Source organism: Acidovorax sp. FG60 (genome assembly GCF_057808995.1).
Window position 1 is genome coordinate 53857 of sequence record NZ_JBMDJC010000012.1, and the last position, 26383, is coordinate 80239.

Below are 26383 nucleotides of genomic sequence, written 5' to 3' on the forward strand. Positions count from 1 at the left end.
GCGCTTGACAGAAAAGCACTGGGCGCTATCTATTTCAGAGCAATCACTACAGCATCATCCGCACGATACGCTTCCAGAATTTGGCCGTGAAGCTTCCGGTCAAACCGGACCACCCTGCACCCGGACGTAGCAGAAGGGGATGGCGCTGTGGGCAGGGATCCGCATACCTACCTGGCACTGGGGCAAGGTATTTGGCGTAACGATGGTGTAACCGGGGGTTGCCTGGATGCTCAGGATCAACACATCTTCATCCCCGGAGTTGTAGACCACCTCATCAATATTGGCGGGGAAGTTGTACGAGGACCCGATGTAGTTGGCCGCATCAATGCTGCCGTTCGAGTACGCATTGCGTGCACCAAAGACACCGCCCAGCACCAGGGTCACCCCCACGGCTGCCGCCAGCAGCGAGTAGAACCTGGCGCTCTGCCCCTGGCGCCGAAAGGCATTCCAAGCCAGCAATCCCAGGGCACCCACCAAAGCCAGCATCCCCAAGTCAGACAACGTGGGGATCGAGGAACTCAGTCCAAAGCTGATGACTCCGCCGGAAGCCGGCTGCGCCAGCGCTGCCAAAGAGGAAAACAACCCCAAGCCAGCACAGGCCCAGCGGCGGATAGCGGTTCGGTTCATAGTGGCTCCAAAAAGAGAATGGCGGGCAATGAGCCCCCAATAGAGGAGCCTGCTCCACCCATGGCGGTCACTCTAACACGTAACACTTTGTCTCCAAGAGCGGTATTTGTGTCCGTCCAGGCTTACTTCGAGAGGTCGATCGCGTACTTCGACGTGCCCTTGCCCGATCCATCATCGGCCGCCAGCAGCGACACATTGGCCAGCCCGCCCGCCTGTGCCACGCTCAGCGCATTGGCACCCGAGCTGAACACCACCGGGCCCGCCGCCGTGGCCTTGGCAAAGCACCAGCTCTTGGCCGCGCCGTTGGCCATGCGGGTCACCGCCGGGTTCTTGCGGATGTAGTCGATCACCACATCCCGGTTCGCATCGGGTGAGGCCCAGATCGTGCCCGAGCCATCGAGCTTGTCGATAAAGCTCTTGCCGCTGGTGGCGCGGTAGTTGTTGGTGGCGATCACAAACTCCTGCGCCACGTCGATGGGCTTGCCCAGGTAGGTGAGGTTCTTGATGCGGCTGCCCACGGGCTGGGTCACGTCGATCTCATACTGCATGTCGGCGGTGGTGAACATGTCAAAGTTGTACCCAGGGAACGTGCTGATGAGCTGCTGCTCGGTGGTCTTGGCAGGGTCGATCTGGTTGAAGCGCTTGGCGGCGGCCTCCAGCCAGTTCTTGATGTCGCCACCATTGACCTTCACCGCGTACACCGTGTTGGGGTACAGGTAGAGGTCGGCTGCGTTGTTGATGGCCAGCGGGCCCACGGCCACGTCGGTGTAGTCGGCGCCGCCCTGGAAGCCGCTCTTGAACGGAGCACTCACCGACAGCACGGGCAGCTGCGCATACTGCGGCAGGTTGGCCTTGACATAGGCCGCCACATAGGCCTGCTGCGCCTGGTTCACGATCTGGATTGCGCCCGGGTCACCCACATCGGCAAACAGCGTGCTCATGCGGAAGTCGGTCTGGCCGATGGGCGTCTTCACGTACTGGATCGCGGCCTGGTGCTGCGTCTCGATCAGCGGGGCGATGGCAGGGTCGGCATCCACGGTCACCGTCGTGCCCGCAGCGTTCTTGCTCTGGATGTTGCGCAACTCGCTCTTGCTGGCGGATTTGTTGACCACCCACTTGGTGCCATCCCACTGCAGCGCGAGCTGCACCACACCCAAGGCCTTGCCCCAGGAGCTGGCCATCACCGCTGGCACGCCGTTGATGGTGCCCGCCTTGTGGTCCACCCCCGGCAGCTTGAAGCCGGGGATGGCCGCCGTGTCGGGGAACACGCCGTGCTGGTGGCCCATCACCATCGCATCGATGCCAGCCACCTTCGACAGGTACAGGCCGGGGTTCTCCATGGTGGGCGAATACGTCGCGCCGTCCAGCCCGCCGTGCAGAAGAGCCACCACGAGGTCAGCGCCTTTGGCGCGCAGTTCGGGCACGTACTTGTTGGCCGCCTCCACCGCGCCTTCGGTAGTGACCTTGCCTTCGAGGTAGCGCTTGTCCCAGTTCATGATGCCCGGCGTGGTGAAGCCGATCACGCCGATCTTGATGGGCAGCTTCACGTCCTTGCCATCCGCGCTCTTGGCCACCAGAGTGCGCTCCAGCAACGTGTAGGGCTGCACCAGCGGCTTCTTGGTCTTGTTGCTGACCACATTGGCCAGCACCACCGGGAAGCCCGCGCCAGCGCACTTCTTGGAGCCATCCACGCCGTCCACATCCAGGCCGCCGCCCAGCACCTGGTTCAGAAAGGGCAAGCCGTAGTTGAATTCGTGGTTGCCGAGGGTGCCCGCGTCAAAGCCCAGGGAGCCCATGGCCTTGTACATCGACAGCTGCTGCGTGCAGGGGATGGGGTTGATGGTGGCTTCGTAGTCGGCCAGCGCCGTGCCCTGGATGGTGTCGCCGTTGTCCACCAGCAGCGTATTGGCAAACTCCTTGCGCGCGGCGCGCACCAGCGTGGCCATGCGCTCAAAGCCATAGCTCTTGTCCTCGGCCAGCTTGAAGTAGTCGTAGCTGCGCACGTTGAAGTGCAGGTCGGTGGTCTCCAGCACGGCCAGCGTCGCCGTGGCGCCCGCATTGTTACTGCTGTCGTCGCTGCCACCGCAAGCAGCCAGCGAAGCCGCCAGTGCCACCATGCCTAGCGCGGCAACGCGGCGCGGCATGTGCGAAGAAAGAAGCGAATGGATTGGAGTGCGCGCAGACATGAACAGTCCCTGGGTGAAAGAAGGGACCGAGTGTCTGGCAGGGGTTTGACAGCGGTGTGACGCGGCACCCCGTCGTCAGGATGTCAGTCGATGCGGTGCACGTCGCCGTTGTGCGGGGAAGCACTTTCGTGGAACAGGTCTTCGAGGAACTGCGCCAGTTCATGTTCTTCGACAAAGTCGGGGATCACAAAGCCTGAGGGTGTGCGTTTACCATCAGCGCCCACGCGGTAGGCCTGCCACAGCGCACATTCGCGCCGCACCTCGACGATGCGGCCAAAAACATGGAAACGCGGGTGGTTCATGGGATTCAAGCGTGTCAGGTGGAGCGTGTGCGCTCCATTGCAATCGCCGACGGGGCAAAACCCATTCTCGCAAAAAATTCGGATGCACCCGGACGGCCAGCGCGCAACACCCAGGTGGCTGCGGGCGCCTTGGCCAATGCTTGTTGCACCAACGCGCGCCCCAGCCCCCGGCCCCGAAACGCAGGGGCCACGACCAGCATGGACAAATAACCATTGCTCAGCCCGTCAGTAATGGCGCGCGCATAGCCCACCACCTCGTCCCCGTGCAGCGCCACCAGGTTGCACTGCGACGCAGCCACCAGCGCCTCGAACTTCGACAGGGTGCCTAGCCGGTGCGACCAGCCGTGCGCAACCAGCAAGGCATACACCTGCGGAAGGTCCTGATCAACAAGGTCTCTGACCGCCATGGCCCCTACCCCTGCGGCTCTTGCGGATAGCCATCCCCGATCACCACCCAGGGGGCTTTGGAGTCCACGTAGATGTGTTTCTGGGGCGGCGTGTCGTAGGGCGTGTCCAGCGTGCCCAGCGGCACGGCCACCCAGTCGGCGTGGGCGCCCTCGCTGTGCCACAGCAGGGGCGAGCCACACACCGAGCAGAACGTGCGTGTGACCTGGGCCGAAGACTGGTAGGTGCGCACCAGCGCCTGGCCCAACACAAACCGGTGGTGCTCACGCCGCACGCTGGCATAGCTGCCAAACGCCGCGCCATGCGCCTTGCGGCACATCGAGCAGTGGCAATGCGAGGCGGCCTGCAAAGGTGCGGTGGTCTCGTAGCGCACGCCGCCGCACAAGCAGCTTCCACGGTGAACGGGTTCCGTCATGGTCATCGGGCTCTCCTACGGTTTCTGCCAGGGAACGTGCGCAGCGCCTGGCCCCTGGCGTCTGGTGCTGGGTGGTCAGAGGGCCGAGGGTGCCACGGTGGCGATCAGGTCCACCTCGACCGTCGCGTTCTTGGGCAGTTGCAGCACGCCCACCGACGTGCGCGTATGTGCCCCGGCGTCGCCCAGCACGGTGAACAAGACTTCGGAAGCGCCGTCCGCCACCTCACTTTGCTGCGTGAATGTCGGCGCCGACTGCACATACACGGTGATGCGCAGGATAGCCTGCAGCGCATCGAGCGAGCCCAGCGCGCGCTGCAGCAGGGCCAGCGCGCGCATCACACACACCTTGGCCGCCGTCTGCGCCTGGTCCAGCGTCGCATCTGCGCCGGCCGCACCTGTGACCACCACGGTGTCGCCCACGCGCGGGATCTGGCCGCTCAGGTAGATGTGGTGCCCATCGCGGACCAGGGGCACGTAGTTGCCGCCGATCTTGATCTCGCCATCAAAGCTGTAGCCCAGGGTCTGGGCCTGTTCCTGAAAACGGGCATCGCGGGACATAAAAAACAGCTCCTTTTCTCAAAAAACAGCGCACAGCACAGCGGATGCACGCCCACAAAAACCCAGCGGTTGTCAAACGCCCTTGTTGCGCATCCAGTCGGCCGTGCCCATGAAGCTCTCCTTCAAGCGCGCGCGCAGGTCTGCGGGAACGCCGGTCTCGCCCATGGCCTGGTCCATGCAGGCCACCCACTGGTCGCGCTCCTTGATACCGATGGAAAACGGCATGTGGCGCGCGCGCAGCCGGGGGTGGCCGAACTGGTCGGTGTAGTACGAGGGGCCGCCAAGCCAGCCGCAGAGGAACATGAACAGCTTTTGCCGTGCCTGACCCAGGTCGCTGCCGTGGGCGGCCCGCAGCTCCCCGTAGCCTGGCTCCAGGTCCATCAGGTCGTAAAAGCGCTCGACCAGAGCGCGCACCCGGCTTTCGCCACCGATCCATTCGAAGGGGATGACGGCAGCCACGGCTTCGGTGCCTTCGCTACCAGCTTGGGGGGTATCAGAATTCATAGCAAAACAGGCCCTAGCGCTTATCCATAAAGCGCAACAAGCTATCGAAAATATAGCAAATCAACTACAACACAGGCCAAGGCCATGCACCTGCTCACTCTGCCGAGCGCCGCAGCGTATCGACCACCGGGCGCAGCAACACCTCACGCAGGCCCCACCAGCCCGCAGCCAGCGCCAGCAAGGCCCCAGCCACGGCGCCCGCCAGGGGCACCCAGGGGGCAGCCGTCCAGGTGAAGTCGAACACAAAGCGCGCCAACGCCCAGCCCACGCCCACCGCCACGGCGCTGGCCAGAAAGCCCGCGAGCAGGCCCACGCCCATCAGCTCGGCGCGCTGCACCTGCCGCAGCAGGCTGGCGCGGGCGCCCACGGCACGCATGATGGCGTATTCGCGAGCACGCTCTTCGCGCGTGGCCGTGACGGCGGCAAACAGCACCACCAGCCCAGCAGCCAGGGTGAAGGCGAACAGGAATTCGACCGCGCGGATCACCTGCTCCAGCACGCGCTGCACCTGGGCAATGGTGGCGCCCATGTCCACGTTGGTGATGTTGGGAAACTGGCGCACCAGACCGTTGTCAAAGCCGTTGGTCTCGGGCGCACGGTAGGCCGCCAGGTAGGTCACGGGCACGTCCTTGACGGTGGCCACGGGGTACATCACGAAGAAGTTGGCCCGCATCGAGCCCCAGTCCACCTTGCGCAGGCTGGTGATGCGTGCCTCGTTCTGCACGCCGCCCATGTCGAACAGCAGGCGGTCGCCCATCTTCAGGCCCAGGGTTTCGGCAATGCCTTCTTCGACGCTGATCGCGCCCTCTTCGCCCGGCGTCCAGGCACCGGCAACCACCTGGTTGTGGGGCGGTGCCTCCACGGCGTTCGACAGGTTGAACTCACGGTCCACCAGGCGCTTGGCGCGGTCGTCGGTATAGTCGGCCGGGCCCACGGGTTTGCCGTTCACAGCCAACAGGCGGCCCCGGATCATGGGGTACCAGTCGTACTTGGCCACGCCACCGTCCTTGAGCGTCTGCTGGAAGGCGTCGGCCTGGTCGGGCATCACGTTGATCACAAAACGGTTGGGCGCATCGGGCGGGGTGGCCTTGCGCCAGCTGTCCACCAGGTCGGTGCGCAGCAGCACCAGCAGCACCAGAGCCAGCAGCCCCACGGCCAGGCTGCTGACCTGCACCACGGCATAGGCCGGTCGCGCAGAAATCTGCCGTGTGGCCAGTACCAGCCAGCGGGGCGCGGTGGCCTCGTTCACACTTTTGCGCAGCAGCTTCACCGCCACCCACGACAGCCCGGCAAAGAGGGCCACCGCCCCGGCAAAGCCACCCACGGCAATCAGGCCCAGCGTGATGTCGCTGCTGACCGTGAGCAGCAAGGCGGCAAAGCCTGCCACCCCAATGCCCAGCACCGCCAGCGAGGCAGGCTTGAGCCCGCCCACGTCGCGCCGGATCACCCGCAGCGGCGGTACCTGGGCCAGTTGCAGCACAGGCGGCAGACCAAAGGCAAACAGCAGCGTGAGCCCCATGCCCAGCCCAAACGCCACGGGCCACAGGCTGGGCGGCGGCAGGGCCGACTCGACCAGGCCCGCCAGCAGCAGCACAAACGCGTAGTGCACCAGATAGCCCAGCGCCACACCCAATGAGCTGGCAAACAGGCCCACCAACGCAAATTCGGCCGTGTAGGCGCCCGCGATGGTGCGCTGGCTTTGGCCCAGCACCCGCAGCATGGCCGAGGCATCCAGGTGCTCGGCCGCAAAGCCGCGCGCGGCCAGGGCCACGGCCACGGCCGACAGCAGCGCTGCCAGCAGGGCCACCAGGCTCAGGAATTTCTGCGCGCGGTCCAGCGTCTGGCGCATTTCCGGGCGGCCGCTTTCGAGCGACTCCACGCGCACGCCGTGCACGTCGGGCTTTTTCGATTCGGCAACAGCCCATTCGCTGAACGCCTTGACCGCAGGGGCCGACCCGATGACGGCGAAGCGGTAGGTCAGGCGGCTTGCGGGCTGCACCAGGCCGGTGGCGGGCAGGTCGGCCTCGTTCACCATCACCCGTGGGGCGAAGCTCATGAAACCGGCGCCGCGGTCGGGCTCGATCACGATGATGCGTGCAATGCGCAGCTGCGAATCGCCCAGCAGCAGCATGTCGCCCATCGCCAGGTTCAACGATTCGAGCAGCGGGGCATCCACCCACACCTCGCCGCGCGCCGGGATGTCGCGGGTGGGCTGGTCGAGCGCGCCGGGGGCGTCTGCCACCTTGAGGCTGCCACGCAGCGGGTAGCCCGGGGGCACGCTTTTGAGCGCCACCAGCTTGCTGGCGCCGCCCTGGGCGTCACTGGCGCGGCCCATGGTCGGAAAGCCCAGCGTGGTCACGGTCTGCAGACCCAGGGCCTTGGCCTGCTCGACAAAGGCGGGGGGCGTGGGGTTGTCGCTGGCCACTACGGCATCGCCGCCGAGCAGCTGCAAGGCATCGCGCTGCAGGCCACCTTGCAGGCGGTCGGCAAAAAAACCGACCGACGTGAGGGCTGCCACCGCCAGCGTAACGGCCACGATCAGCAGCCGCAACTCGCCCGCGCGCAGGTCACGGGCCAGCGTGCGCCAGCCCAAGCGTAAAAAAGACAGGTTCATGGCGCTGAACCTTAGCGCAAATGGAACGCTCTGGCGAAGCTCAGGGCTTTGCGCCCGCTGCGGCCACCTGGGCCTCCGCGCTGCCCTCTGCCTCTGCCGTTTGCAGGCGATGCTCCAGCACACGCAGCACCGGCACAATCTGCGCGCCCACATGGATCTGCGGGTTGGAGAAGCCGTCTTGCTTGCCCGCCTCCACCTCGCGCTGCGCAATCACGGGGACGGCCTTGGCAAAGGCTTCGGTGAACGAATGTGTCTGGCGCAGCTGTTCGTGGAACACCGCCCGGCCAAAGAAGGTCAGCTCGGAGCGCGTGCCGCAGCCATATGACGTGTGCGTGGCATCGGCGGCGGTCATGATGAGGCTGCTGTCGGTGGCCAAGGGCTCGATCCAGCCGCCCGAGAAACAGGCCGACACGGCAATCACGCGGTGGCGGATGCCCGCCTCGTCCAGCATGGCGCGCAGCATTTCGGGCGTGACGGGGGGCACCTCCAGCGGCCAGTGCGAGGCCGCCAGCTCATGGTTGCGCGCACCGTGCGAGGTCATGTAGATCACCAGCACATCGCTGTCACGGTCCATGCGCTGGGCCAGCGCAGCGATGGCACGCTGCAGGTTCTGCGGCGTGGCCCAGGCATGCGTATCGGCGGTTTCTGCGTGGTTGAGCAGGTGAACCACACGGCCCTGGGCGTCAAAGCGCTCTTGCAGCAGCGTGCTGACCATGGTGCTTTCACGCCGGAACACGTTTTCGCTGGCGTAGGGGGCGAACACGAGCCCATAGACATCCACCACGCCATCGCGGCCAGCAGGCAGGGCCTGCACTTGCCGATCCCAGAGCGCCTGCTGGTTTTCAAAAACTGCTTGCGAGAGCACAAGGTGCGCGGGCTCCGGTTGTGCCTGTCCCTCCTCGCCCGACTGGGCAGATGCAGCGGCCAAGGCGTCCAGCTCCCAGGGCTGGTCCTGGAACTGCCACATGCCCACCCCGATCACGGCTGCCATCGCCACCGAAAAGATGGCCGTGCGCAGCCGCGAGCGGATGAAGCGTGCACTCACCACCACCAGCGTGGCCAGCACCCACAGCGTGAGCACGCCATAGGCCACCCAGAAAATATTGCCAGCCACCGCCCCGCCCCACAGGTCTGGCTTGTGCGCCACGGCCCCCATCAAGGCATACAGCAGCAACAAAGGCGCCAGCGGAGCCCACGCGGACAACACATACCAGGCCGCCAGCCCGCCCGAAGGCCCCGAAACACCCTCCGAGGGCTCTTGTGCCGCCGCACGCTGTGCCGGGGCCATGGCCCACCAGGCCAGCCACATCAGCACCAGGCTGCTCCACATCGGCGCCAGCCAGCCCCGCAGATTGAACTGCACAGGCCCCGCCACCTGAAACCGCGCAGCCCCCACCAGCAACGCGCCACCCAGCAGCGACAGCACCAGCACCTGCCAGGGTGAAGGCGCTGCAGCAGCAGTGCGCGGCGACAGGAACAACGCGGCCCGCAGGCCTTCACGCATCCAGTCCCACAGGGACAACTTGGCGGAAGCCGGGGCCATGGTGGATGCGGCGCCGGCAGATGGCGCGGGCGCCTGCTCCCCCAAGGGTATTTCGATCTTGGCGGACTCGGGCCCCCACTGGCTGGGCAGGGTATCGGCCCAGGCGCTCTTGGCGTTCAGGTCTTTCATGGGGCGATCATGCCATTGCGGGAGCGGTTTCTTTCAACCACCAGCCGGCAGTTCGCACTGCGATGATTCCCGAAATCGCGTAACGCCCCCTTCACACAGCCCCGCCTCCTCAGGAGGCAGTTCCAGCTCCGCCTCTGGCCACCGGTACGACGGGTACCTGCGCCAGCTCCGGCTGCAGCACCAGCCGATCTGTACCGCTGTAGCAGACAAACCGGCGATTGGTGGCGCGCCCGATGGCGCACAGGCCCAGTTGCTGCGCTACGGCGTGCCCCATCTGGGTCATGCCGCTGCGGGACACCACGATGGGGACACCCATCTGCGCAGATTTGATGACCATTTCGCTGGTGAGTCGGCCCGTGGTGTAGAACACCTTGTCTGCACCGGACATGGGCGCGTGCAGGCTCTCCGAAGCGGCATTTTCTGCAGGCGTGCCGCCGGATAGCGTGGAGGAAGCGCCACTTTCCGGACCCTTGCCATCTGTATTCATCCACATCCACCCTGCAATGGTGTCGATGGCGTTGTGGCGCCCCACGTCTTCCACGAAGGTGAGCAGCGCCTCCCCCCGGAACAAGGCGCAACCGTGCACGGAGCCCGCGGACTTGTAGGTGGTTTCCTTGAGGCGGATGGCATTGACGATGCCGTACAGCTCGCCTTGCGTCAGGCGTGCCTCAGGCAAGGTGATGCGGTCCACCTCGTCCATGAGCCCGCCAAACACACTGCCTTGGCCGCAGCCGGTGGTGACCACCTTGCTCGCGGTGCGCTCTTCAATGCGGGCGATGCCGTGGCGCGTGCGCACGGCGGCGGCGTGCACCTCCCAATCGACGGTGATGGATTCGATGTCGAACACGGACTCCACCAGCCGCTGGTTGCGCAGATAGCCCAGCACCAGCAGTTCCGGCTGCGCGCCCAGGGTCATGAGGGTGACGAGTTCACGCTTGTCGACATAGATTGTGAGCGGTCGCTCGGCGGGGATCTGTACCTGCTCGCGCTCGCCCAGTTCGTTCACGACCTCCACGCTGTGGGTAAGGGGCGCATGCGCCTGCGTCAGGCGCGGCAGCACGGGCGCAGCCGGGGAGGCGGACGGTGATGAAAGAGACATGGTGCGAATATACGCAGTACCTCTCCCCAAGGAGGGGCATGGGGCATCTGAATCGGGGAAAAGCACGTACGGCGACCACCAAAAAAAAGCCGCGCTCCACCAAGTGGGCGCGGCTCTTTTTGACGGCGGGACAGTGGTTGGCGTCAGGATTTGGGCGCTGACGCAGCTGCGGCAGGTGCCAGCGTGCTGGGTGGGCTGCTGGCCGTGCCCGGTGGCGAATGGGCACCCGCCGCTTCAATGGGCTTGGCAGCGGGAGGTGTGTAGGCGAAGGGGCCGGGGTCGGTGCACGCAGCGCCTGCTGCCGTTGCAGGCTTGGCTGTTGGCGTGGTTTTGCGGTAGTGGGCCGCCACACGGTCTTGTGACAGGCACAACTTGTAGTTGTCCACCTTGCCGGCCCAGGCGGCTTTGGCCGCCGCCTCTGCAGCTTTGGCGGCAGACTCCGGTGAAGGCGCAGGCAGCTTGGCCGATGCCAGGGTACAGACGCTGGCCGCGCACAACGCCAGCAGGGAAGATCGAGAAAATTGCATCATGGTGCGGAACCTCATACCTGCGCGGGCTGGCCCGCAGATGGTGTAGCTGCAGCATCGGCTGCGGATGGGTTGGCGCTGCGCTGGCGGGGAATCTTGCCCGCTTGCACGTCGTCGTACCAAAGCTCGTGGTGCTCCTTGGCCCACCCCTCGCTCACGTACCCCGTCCTCATGGCCTTGTAGGCGCCGCGCATGCCCACCGTGCCCATGTAGATGTGGCCGCAGATCAGCGCCATCATCCAGATCGCCAGGGTGGCGTGGATCATGTGGGCGATCTGCATGTCGCCGCGCACGTCACCAAAGCCAGGAATGAGCTTGTCGAGCACCAAGCCGGTGGCCACCACAAAGATGCCGGGGATGGTGATGCCCCACCAGAACAGGCCCTTCTCGCCGGCGTTGAAGCGGTGGGAAGGAACCTGGTGGTCACCCCCCAGCATGCCGCCGCCCTTGGACAGCCACACAAAGTCGGCCCGGTTGGCGATGTTGTCCTTGACGAAGGTAAGGATGATCACCAGCAATGAGACAGCAAACAGCGGTCCCATGAAGTTGTGTACGTTCTTGAGCGCATACGTAAGCCAGCCAAACAGCGTGGCCCCCATGATGGGTAGCAGGAAGAACTTGCCAAACGCCATGACAATGCCAGAGATGGCCAACGCGATGAACGCAAAGGCATTGGACCAGTGCGCAGCACGCTCGAAAGGTGTGAAGCGTTCGATGCGGCGGGCTCCGGTGCCGTCAGGGTGTTCATGCCCCAGCGGACCTTTGACAAAGTAGAAGATGCCCAACGCCAGCAACACGATGGCAAACAAGGCCGCACCGTAAGGAATGATCCAGTGGTTGCGTACTTGGCGCCATGCCTCGCCTGCGTTGGTGAAACGCGAGCCTGGGTACTGCACGAACGGCTGGATCAGGTTGCCCGCCTCGGGCGCCTGGCTTTTCGGCAGGCTGCTGTAGCCCGTCACGCCCTGCCCCACCTGGCGCCACATGGGCGCGTTGTTGCCGGGCTGCACCTTGGCGCGTTCGCCATTGGTCTGCTCGGCGTATTTGGGGTCTGCGCTGGCGTCTGGCTTGACCTCGAAAATGTTTTGGCTTTGAATGCCGCCTGTCGCTGCGGGAGCAGCCGGTGCCGTGACCGCAGGCGCGGCGGCATCTGGCGCTGCCGGAGCCTGGGCACCCGCTGGCCCCCAGGCACATCCCGCCGCCAAAGCCAGGGACCACATGATGTGTTTCATGGCGGGCCTCACTTGGACTGGGTGCGGGTGTATTCGTTCTGGCCGTACAGCTGACGCGCCTTCAACTGCGCTTCCCAACCGGCTTTGTCTCCGGCCTTCCAGCCGGGCTGCATGAAATTGCTGCCCGTACCTGCATAGGGAGCTGCATCGCTACGGATGCCCGCGCCGGTCTGCGGCTTCTCGCCACAGGCGGTCAGCGCCACCAGCGCCACAGCGGCGGCCAGGGCCGAATGAACAAGACGCTTCATCATCATGACTTGCCTCCTGCAGGCTGGCCTGCCTGTTGTGACCCATAGGCCGTGCCCCAGCCCCACACTTCGGCGCCCTTGCCACGCTGCACCACCCGGTTGCGGAAGATATCTGCCACCACATCGCCATCACCGGCCAGCAGGGCCTTGGTGGAGCACATTTCTGCACAGGCGGGCAGCTTGCCCTCGGCCAGGCGGTTGCGGCCGTATTTTTCAAACTCGGCCTGGCTGCCGTGGGCCTCGGGGCCACCGGCGCAGAAGGTGCACTTGTCCATCTTGCCACGCACGCCGAAGGTGCCGGACGAAGGGAACTGCGGCGCACCAAAGGGGCAGGCGTAGCTGCAATAGCCGCAACCAATGCACACATCCTTGTCGTGCAGCACCACACCTTCTTCGGTGCGATAAAAGCAATTGACGGGGCAAACAGCCATGCAGGGTGCATCGCTGCAGTGCATGCACGCGACCGAGATGGATTTTTCGCCCGGCACACCGTCGTTGAGCGTGACCACGCGGCGGCGGTTCACGCCCCAGGGCACCTCGTGTTCGTTTTTGCAGGCGGTCACGCAGCCGTTGCATTCGATGCAGCGCTCTGCGTCACAGATGAATTTCATTCGTGCCATGTGTGTCTCCTTGCGTGGCGCGATCAGGCGCGTTCCACGTTGCAGATCGTGGTCTTGGTTTCTTGCATCATGGTCACGCTGTCGTAGCCATACGTCGTTGCGGTGTTCACGGCTTCACCGCGCACCACAGGCGCCGCGCCCTTGGGGTAATAAGCCAGCATGTCCGCGCCCTGCCAGCGGCCCGAGAAATGGAACGGCATCCACACCGTATCGGGCGCCACACGTGGCGTCACCAGCGCCTGGACGTTGATGCGCGCGCCGGTGGGCGAGCTGAGCCACACGCGCTCGCCGTTGCGGATGCCCCGGTCTGCGGCAGTCTTGGGGTTGATCTCGACAAACGATTCCTGCTGCAACTCGGCCAGCCAGGGGTTGGAGCGGGTTTCCTCGCCACCGCCTTCATACTCGACCAGACGACCAGAGCTGAGGATGAGCGGGAATTTCTCGTGCACCTTGTCCGCCACGTTTTTCTCCTGCACGCTCTTGTACAGCGTGGGCAGGCGCCAGAAGGCCTTCTTATCGTCGTGGGTGGGGTACTTGGCCATGAGGTCGGGCCGGGTGCCATACAGCGGTTCGCGGTGCTGCGGAATGGCATCGGGGAAGTTCCACACCACAGCGCGGGCCTTGGCGTTGCCAAACGGATGGCAGCCATGCTTCATGGCCACGCGAATGATCGCACCCGTAGGGTCGGTCTTCCAGTTCTTGCCTTCGGCCTTGGCCTTCTCGGCGTCACTCAGGTCGTCCCACCAGCCCAGCTTTTTCAGCAGCACATGGTCGAACTCGGGGTAGCCCGTGGTGATCTCGCTGCCCACCGAATGCGAGCCGTCCTCGGCCAGCAGATTGACGCCATCCTTCTCGACGCCGAAGTTGGCGCGGAAGTTGCCGCCGCCTTCCATCACGTGTTTGGAGGTGTCGTACAGGTTGGGCGAGCCAGGGTGCTTGAGCTCCGGCGTGCCGTAGCAGGGCCATGGCAAGCCAAAGTAGTCACCCCCAAAGTCGTAGCCGGTTTCCTTGTCCTTGCCACCCTTCGATTTCAGGGTTTTCACATCGAACAGGTGCATGTTCCGCATGTGGGCCTTCAGGCGCTCGGGGCTCTGGCCCGTGTAGCCAATGGTCCAGACCGACTTGTTGATTTCGCGCAGGATGTCTTCGACCACGGGCTCGTCCATGCCCTTGACCTTTTGCATCTTGTAGTTCTTGGACAGCTCGGCCGCAAAGCCCAGCTTTTCGGCGAACTGGTGCATGATCATGTGGTCCGAACGGCTCTCCCACAGCGGCTCGATCACCTTCTCACGCCACTGGATGGAGCGGTTGGAGGCAGTGCACGAGCCACTGGTCTCGAACTGCGTGGCGGCTGGCAACAGGTACACCGCACGGTTGGGATTCAGGTCTTCGGCCTTGCCGGGCATGGCGGCCATGGCGGCGGTGGCCGAGGGGTACGGGTCCACCACCACGAGTAGATCCAGCTTGTCCATGGCCCGCTTCATTTCCAGGCCACGGGTCTGCGAATTGGGCGCGTGGCCCCAGAAGAATACTCCGCGCAGGTTGGAGTCCTGGTCGATCAGCTCATTCTTCTCCAGCACACCATCGATCCAGCGCGACACCGTGATGCCGCTCTTGGTCATCATCGCGGGCGATGCGTACTGCTTTTTGATCCACTCGAAGTCCACACCCCAGACTGCGGCGAAGTGCTTCCACGAGCCTTCGGCCAGGCCGTAGTAGCCGGGCAGCGAATCGGGGTTGGGGCCGACATCGGTGGCACCTTGCACGTTGTCGTGGCCGCGGAAGATGTTGGTGCCGCCACCCGTTTTGCCCACATTGCCCAGTGCCAGTTGCAAAATGCACGAGGCACGCACCATGGCGTTGCCGATGGTGTGCTGGGTCTGGCCCATGCACCATACGATGGTGCCGGGGTTGTTGTCGTGCAGCATCTTGGCGACCTTGAACATCTGGTCTTCCTTGACGCCGCAGGCCTCTTCCACCTTGTCGGGTGTCCACTTGGCCAGCACATCCTCGCGCACCTTCTCCATGCCATAGACACGGTCGTTGATGTACTTTTTGTCTTCCCAGCCGTTCTTGAAGATGTGATACAGCAGGCCGAAGAGGAACGGGATGTCGGTGCCCGAGCGGATGCGCACGTATTCGTCGGCCTTGGCTGCGGTGCGGGTGAAGCGTGGGTCCACCACGATCATCTTGCAGCCGGTTTCCTTGGCATGCAGCATGTGCAGCATGCTCACCGGGTGGGCCTCGGCCGCGTTAGAGCCGATGTACAGAGCGACCTTGCTGTTTTGCATGTCGTTGTACGAATTGGTCATGGCGCCATAGCCCCATGTGTTGGCCACGCCGGCCACTGTTGTGGAGTGGCAGATGCGTGCCTGGTGGTCGCAGTTGTTGGTGCCCCAGAAGCTCACAAACTTGCGCAGCAGATAGGCCTGCTCGTTGTTGTGCTTGGACGAGCCGACGAAGTACACGCTATCCGGGCCGCTGGCGGCACGCAGCTCTTTCATCTTGGCCGTGATTTCGTTCAGGGCCGTGTCCCAGCTGATGCGCTCGTACTTGCCGTTGACGAGCTTCATGGGGTAGCGCAGGCGGTATTCGCCGTGGCCGTGTTCACGCAGTGCCGCACCCTTGGCGCAGTGGGCGCCCAGGTTGATGGGCGAATCGAACACAGGCTCTTGCCGCACCCACACGCCGTTCTCGACGACCGCATCCACCGCACAACCCACCGAGCAGTGGGTGCAGATGGTGCGGCGTACTTCGATCTTGCTGTCGCCGATGCCCACCTTGGCACCCTCGGCAGCATTGGATTTTTTGACCAGCGTGAGCTGCGACGCCGCAATACCTACGCCCACTCCCAGGCCGGAGCGGCGCAGGAACGAGCGGCGGTCCATCGTGGGCAGCGCCTGCGACAGGCCACGGCGCAAGCTGTGCACAAAAGGAGACGATGCGACCTGCGCAGCGTGGGAGGACTTCTTGGTTAGCAACATGGCACGCCCCGCTTCAGAGTTGGGTGGTCTTGTAGTACTGCTTCACGTGCGCAGACAGGTGATAGCCACCGCCTTTTTCTGGCGCCACCCGAGCGGGTTCAGACACGACGGCATCTGAGGGAACTACATGGGGGAGTGCCACGACGGCTGCGGCTGCAGCCCCTACGGTGGCAGCGCCGGAGAAGAAGCTCCGGCGTGAGGAATTGGGCTGGCGGTTCTGCATGCTTGTCTCCAGAATGGCTGGCAGCTATGAAACGGAATTCATACAGTCTATGTCAGTGTGTAAAAGCCTGCAATCGAGCTTTACACCTCCCACTAAGACACTCATCTTTTGTAGCAACCTGAGCAGGCTTTTCGAGCCTCCCAGAGGTTAGTCGAGCATGTCGAAGCCCTGGGCCTCCACCGACACGAAGGCCCGTGTGAACTGGGCCAGCGCTGCATAGAAGCGCGCCTGCGGTTGGGCAGCCAAGGCATCACACAACTGCAAAACCCAGGGCTGCAGATGCGTTGCAAAAAAGTCGCGCTGTGCTGTCAGGTTGCAGACAGCTACGTCATCCCCCGCGATCAGGTAGCGCATCACCTCGCACAGGTATGCGATGTGGTCTTCGGTTTCGGACATGGAATCGTCGCGTGCCAGCCCCAGCCGATCCAGGTCGGTGCGCAAACGGGCCAGTGGCTTTTCGTTCAGAAAACCGCTCAGGTAATGCGAGCCATACAAAAACACCTCGGGCTTGCCCACACCGCCAAAGAGACGGTCGAACTCCTGCGCGATGGCGGCATCGCTCAGTTCGCGGGCCGCGCCCACCAGCACCTGCCAAGGCTCTTGCAAAAAGGCGCCGTCGGCGGGTGCCTCGGTCACGGCTACCCGCAAGGCAGACGACAACTCGGCGCTGGGCGCGGCGTAGTACAGCTGCGACAGCAGACCATAGAGTTCGGCGCGTGCCGTTTCCTCATCCAGCGCAGAACTGCCGCCAGGGGGGGTCAAAGAAGCAGGTTGGGCGCTCACAGGTCCGTCACTTTCGTTTCGCTTTGGGAGGAATACAGGTCAATCACGCGGCAATCGCTGCACATCTTCAGGCGCTCCAGCGCGTCTCCCTGGAACATCGCGTGGCCCGACAGTTTGCCCAGCATGGCCTCGATGGCCTTGACGGTGCCAAAGGGCTTGCTGCAGCGCACACAGGCCCAGGGTTTGGCCTCGTTGAGCACGCGCAGTTGCGCACGCTCCGGCGCCAGCAGCAGGCGCGGCTGCAGGGTGATGGCGTCTTCGGGGCAGGTGGTGGCACACAGGCCACACTGCACGCAGTTCTTTTCGATAAAGCGCAGCTGCGGCAGCTGCGGGTTGTCCTGCAGCGCACTGGCTGGGCAGGCGCTCACGCAGCTCAGGCACAGGGTGCAGCGGTCCTTGTTGACTTCAATCGTGCCCAGGGGCGAACCCACTGCGGGCAAGGCAATGGCTGCAGGTCGCTCGGCCACAGATATCGGGGCCTGCTCGATGAGATGGTCCAGAGCCATCTCCAGCGTGCTGCGCTTTTCCTGCGCCACGGCAAAGCGCGCGGCCACGGCCGGGGTCTTCTGGCGCGTCTGGCCCAGGGCCTGCAAGGCGGAGTCCAGCTCGGTGGGATGGGTGGCGCGTAGCAGCTGCACATGGGTGCCCGTGTAGCCCAGGCCCCGCAAGATGGCTTGCGCCACATCCATCTGCGCCTGCAGGCCGTCGAGGTACTGCGGCGCTTCCTCCTGGGTCGTCAGCAACACTACCTGCGAGGCGCCGTAGGCAATGGCGCTGAGCCACAGGTCCACCCCGGTGCTGGCGGTGTGCCACAGCGCCACCGGGATCACGTTGGCAGGCACGCCCTGCGCCAGTTTCAATTGGGCGGCACGACCCAGCTCTTCCACCAGCGCCTGGCCGCGCTCCTGGCTGTGCAGCAGCACCACGGCGTCCTTGCCGCCCGCGGCGGTGTAAGTGGACAGCAAGGTCTTGAGCTTGGTGCCCTGTTCTGTCGCACTGGGGTAGGCATAGGTCAGCGCGCCCGTGGGGCACACGGTGGTGCAGGCGCCACAGCCGACACACAGGTTGGGGTTCACCTTGATTTGCTGACGGCTTTTGTCGCTGGCAATGGCTTCGGCCGAGCAGATGTCCACGCAGGCATTGCAGCCCACGGTTTCGTTGCGGCTGTGGGCGCAAAGCTTTTGTTTGTAGACAAAAAACTTGGGCTTTTCGAACTCGCCCACCAGCTCGCGCAGCTTCAGCAGCGTGGCCATATTGACCCCATCACCACGCCCGTCCCAGCGCAGGTAACCCTGCGGCAGCGCGTGCTGCAAGAAGGTGGGCGTGGCGGTGGGCGAACGCAGGTCGAGCACCAGGTCAAAACGCTCGGTCTGCGCCGGGGCGTCACGGGTGAAGTCGATGGCACCCGCCACCTGGCACACCTTCACACAGTCGCGGTGCGAGCTGCAGGCCGCCATGTCGATCTGGTAATCGAGGCCGATGGCGTTCTCGGGGCAGGCCGCCACACAGGCGTTGCAGCGTGTACACAGGTCCAGGTCAATGGGGTTGTCGGCCTTCCACTGCAGCTCAAACGCACCCAGCCAGCCGGTAAGGCCCGTAATGCGCCCACCCAGCACGGGAAAACGCCGCGCCTGCGCACCACCCGCATTGCCGGGGCCTTGGGTGAACAGGGTCACATCCAGCACATCCGACACCAGGGCGGCAGCCTGTTCGGCCTGGTCGAGGGGGCCGATGATGAGCAAGTGGCCCGTGCTCTTGTAAGTGACCGTGGGCACGGGCGGTGGATCAGGCAGGCGGGCGGCGGCCAGCAGCGCGGCGATCTTGGGGCTGGCCTTGGCGGCATCGCGGCTCCAGCCACCGGTTTCGCGGATGTTCACAAACCGGATGGGCGACACCGCGCCTTCGGTCTGCTGGCCCAGATCGCCAAACAAGCGCTGCTCCTGGGTGCAAGCCACCACCACATCGTCACCGGACTGGATGGCCTTCTGAAAGGCCCCCGCCTCGCGGCGGCACAGGGTGGAGTGGAGTGTCAGGTCTTCATGCAGCGCCGCGCCCAACGCCTTCGCGTTGAGGGGCATCGTCTGGTTGCAGTCGCAGATGAGCGTCGTGGTCATGTTCTATGTGGCTGGCTGGCAGGGCCACCGCATCCTTATGGGGGCGGGCGGCCATCTCGAGCTCGCTGGAGGGGGCGCTAGGAATAGCGTTGCATACCCCGGACTGTGCCACGTCTGCGGGGGCGTGCCCCTCCGCATCATCCCGAGGCTGAGCAAGGGCAGGGGCTATTGCCTCTGCGTCTGCACTGGCTTCTACGGCGGCGCCATTGACTGGAACATCAGGCGCTGCATCAGCCTTCTTTTCGTGATCAAAAAAGCCCATCGCATGGGCGCTGGCCATTTTGCGCAGCATGCCTTCGGGCAGCGGGTCGGGCTGGGTGTAGTCGCCGATGTAGATATCGAGGCCATCCATCACATTGAAGTGCGGGTCGGCAAAGAGCTTCTTCATGGCCAGGTTGCGCACCTCGGGCGATACATCGCGGGCCACAAAGGCCTTGAAATCGGATGCCGGCGTAAGCGCCTGGGCATCGGCCAGCGTGGGTGGCGGAGGGGCTTCTGCAGCAGGGGCAGCGCCTTCTGCGGCGGTGGGGGCGGCGCCGGCTGCCACGGAGGACGGGTTAGGCGGTGACGACGAAGACGCGGCCGGTGGCAACGACGGCGCGGGTGGTGGTGGTTCCTCCACCGGCTTGCCTTCGCGCACCTCCTGCTTGCGGCGCGACCAGCGGCCCAGGAACCCGTCAGCCATGACCGCCACCTCCACCACGCGTTTTTTCAGTGGACACAGATGCAGGGTTACCAAACCGGTCTTGCAGCGTGCGAAAACTGTCCGGCCGCTTGCGGCGTTTGGGTTCGGGCTGGTAGTGCTCGGCCACAAAGGCGCGCAGCGCTTCCACCACTTCGGGCGCGGCTGGCACCTGTTCCACGGTTTCCTGCGCGTCCAGCCAGCGGCCGGCGTCGTGGTAGCTCAGGCTCACAGCCACGGGGCGGGCCAGCGGGATCTCGCCAGTGCCGGGGTCGTCATCGCGGCGCCACATCACAAACCAGCACGGGGCGGGCGAAGTGAGGTTGAGGTGGTAGCCCTCGGCGTCGTCGCGGAACAGCTCTGCCCGAAACCCCGGGAACAACCAGCGCTGCTCGCGCTCGTCCCGGAGGATCTGGCGCGGCTCGGTGCCAAAGGCGGGCTCGTTGATCACCACCTCGGCCAGCGACCACCGCCAGGGCTGCCAGCGGTTGTCGATGTGCTCGCACCGCATGATCACGGCAACGTCGGTGTAGGGGCGCTCAGTCATGGGCGCAGACTTTACCCCGGAGCAAGACCACCAGCAGCTTTGTCCGTAAAGCCCCTCTGCGCACGGTCAGCTTGCAGCCCCCTCCAGCACCTCCACCGCCACCGCGCAGTACTTGAACTCCGGGATCTTTCCAAACGGGTCCAGCGCCGCGTTGGTGAGCAGGTTGGCTGCCGCCTCCACGTACGCAAAAGGCATGAAGACCGTGCCGCGCGGCGTGCCGTCGTCGCGGCGCAGGCGCACCTGCAGCATGCCGCGCCGCGAGCGAATGCCGACCAGCGCACCCGGCACCACGCCCAGCCGCGCAAGTTCGTCGCCATGCATGGAGGCCGTGGCCATGGGCTCGATGGCATCGAGCACCACACTGCGCCGCGTCATGCTGCCGGTGTGCCAATGCTCCAGTTGGCGGCCGGTGATGAGCACCAGCGGGTAGTCGGCATCGGGCTTTTCGGCCGCCGGGATCACGCTGGCGGGCACCAGTTGCAGGCGGCCCGTGGGCGTGGGGAATTTTTCGGTGAAGACGATGGGCTGGCCGGGGTCGTCGGCCGTAAGGCAAGGGTAGGTCACGCTCGAATCGCGCTCCAGCCGGTCCCAGGTAATGCCCTCAATACTCGCGTGCATGGCCTGGCGCATTTCGTTGTAGACAGCCGCTACGCCGGATTCTTCGCCTTCGTAGTGCCAGTCCAAACCCATCCGCGCCGCGATTTGCTGAATGATCCAAAGGTCCGGCTGCGCATCACCCGGCGGGTTCAGGGCGCGGCGGCCCATCTGCACCATGCGGTCGGTGTTGCTGGCGGTGCCGGTCTTTTCGGGCCAGGCGCTGGCGGGCAGCACCACGTCGGCCAGCCAGGCGGTCTCGGTCAAAAAGATGTCCTGCACCACCATGTGCGACAGGCTGGCCAGCGCGTGGCGCGCGTGGTTCAGGTCGGGGTCGCTCATGGCCGGGTTCTCGCCCATGATGTACATGCCGCGCACCTTGTGCGGGTCGCTGTCGTCGGCCAGGGCCTTGTGCATGATCTCGACCACCGTGTAGCCCGGTGACCCATCGAGCCGGGTGCCCCAGAAGTCCTCGAACCAGGCATGCGCCCCCGCGTTGTCGACGCGCTGGTAGTTGGGGAACATCATGGGGATCAACCCCGCGTCGCTCGCGCCCTGCACGTTGTTCTGGCCGCGCAGCGGGTGCAGGCCCGAGCCGGGCTTGCCAATCTGGCCGGTGACGGCGCACAGCGCGATCAGGCAGCGTGCGTTGTCGGTGCCGTGCACGTGCTGGCTCACACCCATGCCCCACAAAATCATCGAGGCTTTGCTTTTTGCGAACGCCCGCGCCACCTCGCGCAGCGTCTCGGCCGGGATGCCGCACACCGGGGCCATGGCCTCGGGGCTGCAGCCCATCACGTTGGCCTTCAAGGCCTCGAAGTTGTTGGCGCGGTCGCGGATGAAGGCGTCATCCACCAGGCCTTCGTCGATCACCGTGTGGATCAGCGCGTTGAGCATGGCCACGTCGGTGTCGGCCTTGAACTGCAGCGTGCGCCAGGCGCGGCGGCCGATGTCCGTGATGCGCGGGTCGGCCAGCACGATCTTCGCGCCGCGCTGTGCGGCGTTTTTCATCCATGTGGCTGCCACGGGGTGGTTGGCCGTGGGGTTGGAGCCGATCACGAAGATCAGCTCGGCATGCTCCACGTCGTGCACCGGGTTGCTCACCGCGCCGGAGCCCACGCCTTCGAGCAGCGCGGCCACGCTGGAGGCGTGGCACAGCCGCGTGCAGTGGTCCACGTTGTTGCTGCCAAAGCCGGTGCGCACCAGCTTCTGGAACAGGTAGGCCTCTTCGTTGCTGCCCTTGGCCGAGCCGAAACCTGCGAGCGCTTTCGGGCCATGCGTGTCACGCAGACTTTTCAGCGTGCCGGCGGCCAGGTCCAGCGCCTCGTCCCAGGTCGCTTCGCGGAAGGTGTCGCGCCAGTCGGCGCCGTAGGGCCGTACCTCCTTGGGCACGCCGGGCTTTCGGATCAGCGGCACCGTCAGGCGGTCGGGGTGGTGGGCGTAGTCGAAACCGAAGCGCCCTTTCACGCACAGGCGCCCATGGTTGGCCGGGCCGTCGCGACCTTCGACGCTGATGATCTTTTCATCACGCACGTTGTAGGTGATGAGGCAGCCTACGCCGCAGAAAGGGCAGACCGAATCGACCTTGCGGTCCACCGCCTGCGGGCCGATGTGTGTCTTGGGGCTGAGCGCGCCCGTGGGGCAGGCCTGCACACATTCGCCGCAGGCCACGCAGGTGCTCTCGGCCATGGGGTCGTCGAGGTCGAAGACGATCTTGCTATTCGAGCCGCGCAGCGCGTAGCCGATCACATCGTTGACCTGCTCTTCGCGGCAGGCGCGGACGCAGCGGTTGCACTGGATGCAGGCATCCAGGTTGACGGCCATCGCGGGGTGGCTCAGGTCGGGTGCGGGCTGCTCGCGGCACAGGGCTTTGAGCGCCGGGCGCACGGAGACGCCCAGGCGATCCGCCCATTCGCTCAACTCGCCGTGCTGGCCTATCGTTTCTGCATTTTTTGAGTCAAATTGGCCGCTAGCGCTTGATGGATAAGCGATATCAGCTATCAATTCAGGAGTTTCGGCCTTTTGGTCGTTCCACCGATACCCGACGTCCGGCATGTCGGACAGCAGCATCTCCACCACCATCTGCTGGCTCTTGCGGGCGCGGGGGCTGGCGGCCTGTACCTTCATGCCCTCGGTCGGCGCACGGCAGCAGCTGGGGGCCAGCGTGCGTTCGCCCGCGATCTCGACCACGCAGGCGCGGCAGTTGCCGTCGGGGCGCAAGCCATCGCTGTAGCACAGGTGCGGGATCTCCACCCCGTGGCGCTGCGCGGCTTTCAAGATGGTTTCGCCAGGGCGGGCGGTGATGGGCTGGCCGTCCAGCTCGAAGGCCACGGCGGGCTGCGCCGCAGCAGTAGATGTCAACACGGCGCTCATGGCTTCAACCCTCCGGGCAATTGCTCGGTGAGCGGGCTGTTGCGCGGCTTGGGCAAATCGCCCGGCCAGGGGCCCTCGCCCACTTCGTGCGCAAAGTATTTGTGGATGCAGCGGATGGGGTTGGGCGCGGCCTGGCCCAGGCCGCAGATGGAGGCGTCGGCCATTACCTGTGCCAGATCGTCGAGCAGTTCTTCATCCCACTTCGGCGCTTGCATCAGCGTGGCCGCCTTGGCCGTGCCCACGCGGCAGGGCGTGCACTGGCCGCAGCTTTCGTGTTCAAAGAAGCGCATCACGTTGAGCGCCGCATCGCGCGCCCGGTCGTGCTGGCTGAGCACGATGACGGCGGCCGAGCCGATGAAGCAACCGTAGGGCTGCAGCGTGTCGAAGTCGAGCGGTATGTGGCTCAGGCTGGTGGGCAGGATACCGCCCGACGCGCCGCCGGGCAGGTAGGCATAAAGCAGGTGGCCGTCCAGCATGCCGCCGCAGTATTCGTCGATGAGTTCCTGCACCGTGATGCCCGCAGGCGCGAGCTTGACGCCGGGGTGCTTCACGCGCCCACTCACGCTGAAACTACGCAGCCCCTTGCGCCCGTGGCGGCCGAAGCTGGCAAACCACTGCGGCCCGCGCTCGACGATGTCGCGCACCCAGTACAGCGTCTCGAAGTTGTGCTCCAGCGTGGGCCGGCCGAACAGGCCGACCTGCGCGATGTAGGGCGGGCGCATGCGGGGTTCGCCGCGTTTGCCTTCGATGCTCTCGATCATGGCCGACTCTTCGCCGCAGATGTAGGCGCCCGCACCGCGCCGCAGCTCGATGTGCGGCAGCGGGCATGGCGGCTCGGCACGCAGGTCGTCCAGCGCCGTTTGCAGCAGTGCGCGGCAGCCGTGGTATTCGTCGCGCAGGTAGATATAGATGGCCTCGGTACCCACCACCTGGGCGGCGATGAGCACGCCTTCCAGAAAGCGGTGCGGGTCGCGCTCCAGGTAGGTACGGTCCTTGAAGGTGCCGGGCTCGCCCTCGTCGATGTTGACGGCCATCAGGCGCGGCGCGGGCTGGTCCCGAACAATGCGCCACTTGCGCCCCGCCGGGAAGCCCGCGCCGCCCAGGCCGCGCAAACCCGAGTCCTCCATGGCAGCGAGCACGGCCTCGGCGTCCATCTCTCCGTTGACCAGCGCGGCGGCGGTCTGGTAGCCGCCGTGGGCACGGTAGGTGACGAGGTCGGTGTGCGCGGGGCTGATCCCGTCCGGCTGCGTTGGCACGCTCTTCTCGGACAGCTCAGAAATATCAAAATTAATAGCTACTAGCGATTGTGGATGAAGCGCTAGAGCCCGATTTGGCCTGGATTTCACCACCTTCAGCATGGTATCCACCGTGGCGTGTGGCACGGGGCACTGGTGCACCACCGCCACGGGCGCTTGTTCGCAGCGGCCCACGCAGGGCACGGCCTGCACCTGCACATCGCCCTGCCCGGCGGCGCGCAGGCGCTCGGGCAGCGCGGCCAGCAGCTCGCGCGCACCCGCCAGGCTGCAGCTCAGGCTGTCGCACACCCGCAGCACCAGGCGCGGGGCCAGGGCATCCTCGCCGCGCACGATCTCGAAGTGGTGGTAGAAGCTCGCCACCTCGTACACCTCGGCCATGGGCAGATTCAGCTGCTTGGCCAGCGCCACCAGATGCCGGTCGTGCAGCACGCCGAAATGGTCGTTCAGGCGGTGCAGATATTCAATGAGCAGGTCGCGCCGGAAGCCTTCGGCCGGGCGCGGGCCCAGCAACTGCGCCACATCGGCCATCGCTGCGTCCTCGGGCTGGCGGCCCTTGAGGCGGCTTTTGCGGCGGATGCGCTCGCGCATGTCGTTGACGGACACGGCGGCAACGGTAGGGGCTTCGGGGGCAAGGTGCATGGAGCGGGGGCGTGGGGGCGTTGTTTTGTATGAAAGCGCCTGCATAGGCCGGGCGCGATGCCGCAGTGTCGGCCAGGGGCGCATGCAGCGTCAAATTGCCGATGCACATGGGTCGATCACAAAAACAAATGAAACAGCCGGGTTTGCGATGCCCTGCTAATCGCCTATGGCCGCCCCGGCGGTGGGTCGAGCCTGGGTCAGTGGACTGCCAACAGCCCGCTGTGCGCGGCGGCATGCTGCAGCCAATCGGAGTCTTGCGCCAGCGCCAGCGCCGCATCGAGTGCACGCGTTGGCTGCACCTGCCGGTGCGACATGAATCCAATCGCCGTGGTGAGCACCGGGCCCGTCAGCGGCAGCGCCTCCAACCCGTCATGGCCGCGCACGGCATCGACCAGCGCCCCGGGCAGGATGCTGCACACCTGGCCTGCCACCACGCTCAACGCCAGGGTCAATACCGAATCCGTTTCCATGGCGGGCCGCACCGTAGCACCCGCGCTGCGAAACGCGCCATCCACCAGGCTGCGGTTGTGCATCTCGGGGGTGAGCAGGCACAGCGGCAAGGCCGCCGCATCGGCCCAGGCCATGGGAGGGCCGATCTGCAGCCCGCGCGCCGGCCCCTTGCGCTGACTCGGCGCCCGGCGCAGCAAAAAATAGTGCTCCACATACTGCGGCCAAGCACGCAATGGCCCGCCGCGTGCAGGCATGCGCTCGGTGTAGCCCAGCGCCAGGTCCAGTGCAATGCTCTCCAGCCCCGCCTCCAGCGCCTGCGAGCTCATCGACAGCGCGACCGGCACAATGCCCGGGTGCCGCGCCTGCAGCTGCGCCGCAAACCGCGCCAGGATGGGCATGGCGGTGGGCACCGCGCCCAGGCGCAGCGTGCCGCGCGGGTGGGCGGCGTCGCTGCTCAGGTCCTGCTGCAGCACCTGGTGCTCGTGCAGCATGCGCTGGGCTGTGGCCAGCACCCGCTCGCCCTCGGGCGTGAAGCCTTCGAAGCTGCGGCCCCGGCGCACCACGACCACGCCAAACTCCTTTTCCAGCGCGCGCAGTGCGTTGGAAAGCGCGGGCTGCGTGATGTGGCAGGCCTGCGCCGCCCGGCCAAAGTGCCGGTGCTCGTGCAGCGCCACCAGGTAGCGCAGGGACGCGAGCAGGTTCATGGCACGGTGGGGCGACTCAGGAAGA

23 protein-coding genes are annotated in these 26383 nt (G+C 65.3%); all 23 read right to left on the bottom strand.

Going from position 1 to position 26383, the window contains the following annotated elements; translation table 11 throughout:
- Window positions 1-99: 99 nt before the first annotated feature.
- Entirely contained in the window at window positions 100-627 is a 528-nt protein-coding gene (locus ACODS0_RS18140; RefSeq protein WP_228898550.1) for a midcut-by-XrtH protein, read from the bottom strand.
- Window positions 628-749: 122 nt separating this feature from the next.
- Entirely contained in the window at window positions 750-2771 is a 2022-nt protein-coding gene (locus ACODS0_RS18145) for a bifunctional 2',3'-cyclic-nucleotide 2'-phosphodiesterase/3'-nucleotidase (RefSeq protein WP_488836238.1), read from the bottom strand.
- A gap of 125 nt (window positions 2772-2896) precedes the next feature.
- Window positions 2897-3115, bottom strand: coding sequence for a DUF7661 family protein (locus ACODS0_RS18150; RefSeq protein ID WP_488836239.1), 219 nt, complete (start codon window positions 3113-3115; stop codon window positions 2897-2899).
- Window positions 3116-3129: 14 nt separating this feature from the next.
- Window positions 3130-3522: a GNAT family N-acetyltransferase gene (locus ACODS0_RS18155; RefSeq protein ID WP_228898553.1), complete on the bottom strand. Its 393-nt coding sequence runs from the start codon at window positions 3520-3522 to the stop codon at window positions 3130-3132.
- A 5-nt stretch (window positions 3523-3527) separates the two neighbouring features.
- A complete protein-coding gene (locus tag ACODS0_RS18160) occupies window positions 3528-3935 on the bottom strand; it encodes a GFA family protein (RefSeq protein WP_488836241.1) in 408 nt (135 codons plus the stop codon).
- A 75-nt stretch (window positions 3936-4010) separates the two neighbouring features.
- Window positions 4011-4493: a RidA family protein gene (locus tag ACODS0_RS18165; protein WP_121507317.1), complete on the bottom strand. Its 483-nt coding sequence runs from the start codon at window positions 4491-4493 to the stop codon at window positions 4011-4013.
- Between the two features lie 72 nt (window positions 4494-4565).
- Entirely contained in the window at window positions 4566-4997 is a 432-nt protein-coding gene (locus ACODS0_RS18170; RefSeq protein ID WP_488836243.1) for a group II truncated hemoglobin, read from the bottom strand.
- Between the two features lie 94 nt (window positions 4998-5091).
- Window positions 5092-7611, bottom strand: a complete 2520-nt coding sequence (locus ACODS0_RS18175; RefSeq protein ID WP_055402814.1) for an ABC transporter permease — start codon at window positions 7609-7611, stop codon at window positions 5092-5094.
- A 40-nt stretch (window positions 7612-7651) separates the two neighbouring features.
- Window positions 7652-9283, bottom strand: coding sequence for a C13 family peptidase (locus ACODS0_RS18180; RefSeq protein ID WP_488836246.1), 1632 nt, complete (start codon window positions 9281-9283; stop codon window positions 7652-7654).
- Window positions 9284-9392: 109 nt separating this feature from the next.
- Window positions 9393-10382: a formate dehydrogenase accessory sulfurtransferase FdhD gene (locus ACODS0_RS18185; RefSeq protein WP_488836248.1), complete on the bottom strand. Its 990-nt coding sequence runs from the start codon at window positions 10380-10382 to the stop codon at window positions 9393-9395.
- Between the two features lie 143 nt (window positions 10383-10525).
- Window positions 10526-10912 (bottom strand): hypothetical protein, encoded by a 387-nt coding sequence (locus ACODS0_RS18190; RefSeq protein WP_121508802.1) that lies wholly within the window; start codon window positions 10910-10912, stop codon window positions 10526-10528.
- An 11-nt stretch (window positions 10913-10923) separates the two neighbouring features.
- Window positions 10924-12141, bottom strand: coding sequence for a formate dehydrogenase subunit gamma (locus ACODS0_RS18195; RefSeq protein WP_436131597.1), 1218 nt, complete (start codon window positions 12139-12141; stop codon window positions 10924-10926).
- Between the two features lie 8 nt (window positions 12142-12149).
- Entirely contained in the window at window positions 12150-12392 is a 243-nt protein-coding gene (locus ACODS0_RS18200) for a hypothetical protein (protein ID WP_055402825.1), read from the bottom strand.
- A complete protein-coding gene (gene fdh3B / locus ACODS0_RS18205) occupies window positions 12392-13009 on the bottom strand; it encodes a formate dehydrogenase FDH3 subunit beta (RefSeq protein ID WP_108616030.1) in 618 nt (205 codons plus the stop codon). The genes ACODS0_RS18200 and fdh3B overlap by 1 nt, the downstream gene beginning before the upstream one ends.
- Before the next feature lie 23 nt (window positions 13010-13032).
- Window positions 13033-15993: a formate dehydrogenase subunit alpha gene (locus ACODS0_RS18210; RefSeq protein ID WP_488836251.1), complete on the bottom strand. Its 2961-nt coding sequence runs from the start codon at window positions 15991-15993 to the stop codon at window positions 13033-13035.
- A 13-nt stretch (window positions 15994-16006) separates the two neighbouring features.
- Window positions 16007-16216: a formate dehydrogenase gene (locus ACODS0_RS18215; protein WP_055402831.1), complete on the bottom strand. Its 210-nt coding sequence runs from the start codon at window positions 16214-16216 to the stop codon at window positions 16007-16009.
- Between the two features lie 147 nt (window positions 16217-16363).
- Window positions 16364-16999: a TorD/DmsD family molecular chaperone gene (locus tag ACODS0_RS18220; protein WP_488836253.1), complete on the bottom strand. Its 636-nt coding sequence runs from the start codon at window positions 16997-16999 to the stop codon at window positions 16364-16366.
- Window positions 16996-19077 carry a 4Fe-4S binding protein gene (locus ACODS0_RS18225; RefSeq protein WP_488836342.1) on the bottom strand — a complete coding sequence of 694 codons (2082 nt, stop codon included), beginning with the start codon at window positions 19075-19077 and terminating at the stop codon, window positions 16996-16998. The genes ACODS0_RS18220 and ACODS0_RS18225 overlap by 4 nt, the downstream gene beginning before the upstream one ends.
- Complete coding sequence (locus tag ACODS0_RS18230; protein ID WP_488836255.1) at window positions 19037-19798, bottom strand: DUF3306 domain-containing protein; 762 nt, start codon at window positions 19796-19798, stop codon at window positions 19037-19039. Before ACODS0_RS18230 ends, ACODS0_RS18225 begins: the two co-directional genes overlap by 41 nt.
- Window positions 19791-20342 carry a DUF3305 domain-containing protein gene (locus tag ACODS0_RS18235; RefSeq protein ID WP_121507325.1) on the bottom strand — a complete coding sequence of 184 codons (552 nt, stop codon included), beginning with the start codon at window positions 20340-20342 and terminating at the stop codon, window positions 19791-19793. The genes ACODS0_RS18230 and ACODS0_RS18235 overlap by 8 nt, the downstream gene beginning before the upstream one ends.
- A gap of 66 nt (window positions 20343-20408) precedes the next feature.
- Window positions 20409-23309: a formate dehydrogenase subunit alpha gene (gene fdhF / locus ACODS0_RS18240; RefSeq protein WP_488836257.1), complete on the bottom strand. Its 2901-nt coding sequence runs from the start codon at window positions 23307-23309 to the stop codon at window positions 20409-20411.
- Complete coding sequence (locus ACODS0_RS18245) at window positions 23306-25204, bottom strand: NAD(P)H-dependent oxidoreductase subunit E (protein WP_488836259.1); 1899 nt, start codon at window positions 25202-25204, stop codon at window positions 23306-23308. The genes fdhF and ACODS0_RS18245 overlap by 4 nt, the downstream gene beginning before the upstream one ends.
- A gap of 197 nt (window positions 25205-25401) precedes the next feature.
- Window positions 25402-26358, bottom strand: coding sequence for a LysR substrate-binding domain-containing protein (locus ACODS0_RS18250; RefSeq protein ID WP_488836261.1), 957 nt, complete (start codon window positions 26356-26358; stop codon window positions 25402-25404).
- Window positions 26359-26383: the final 25 nt, after the last annotated feature.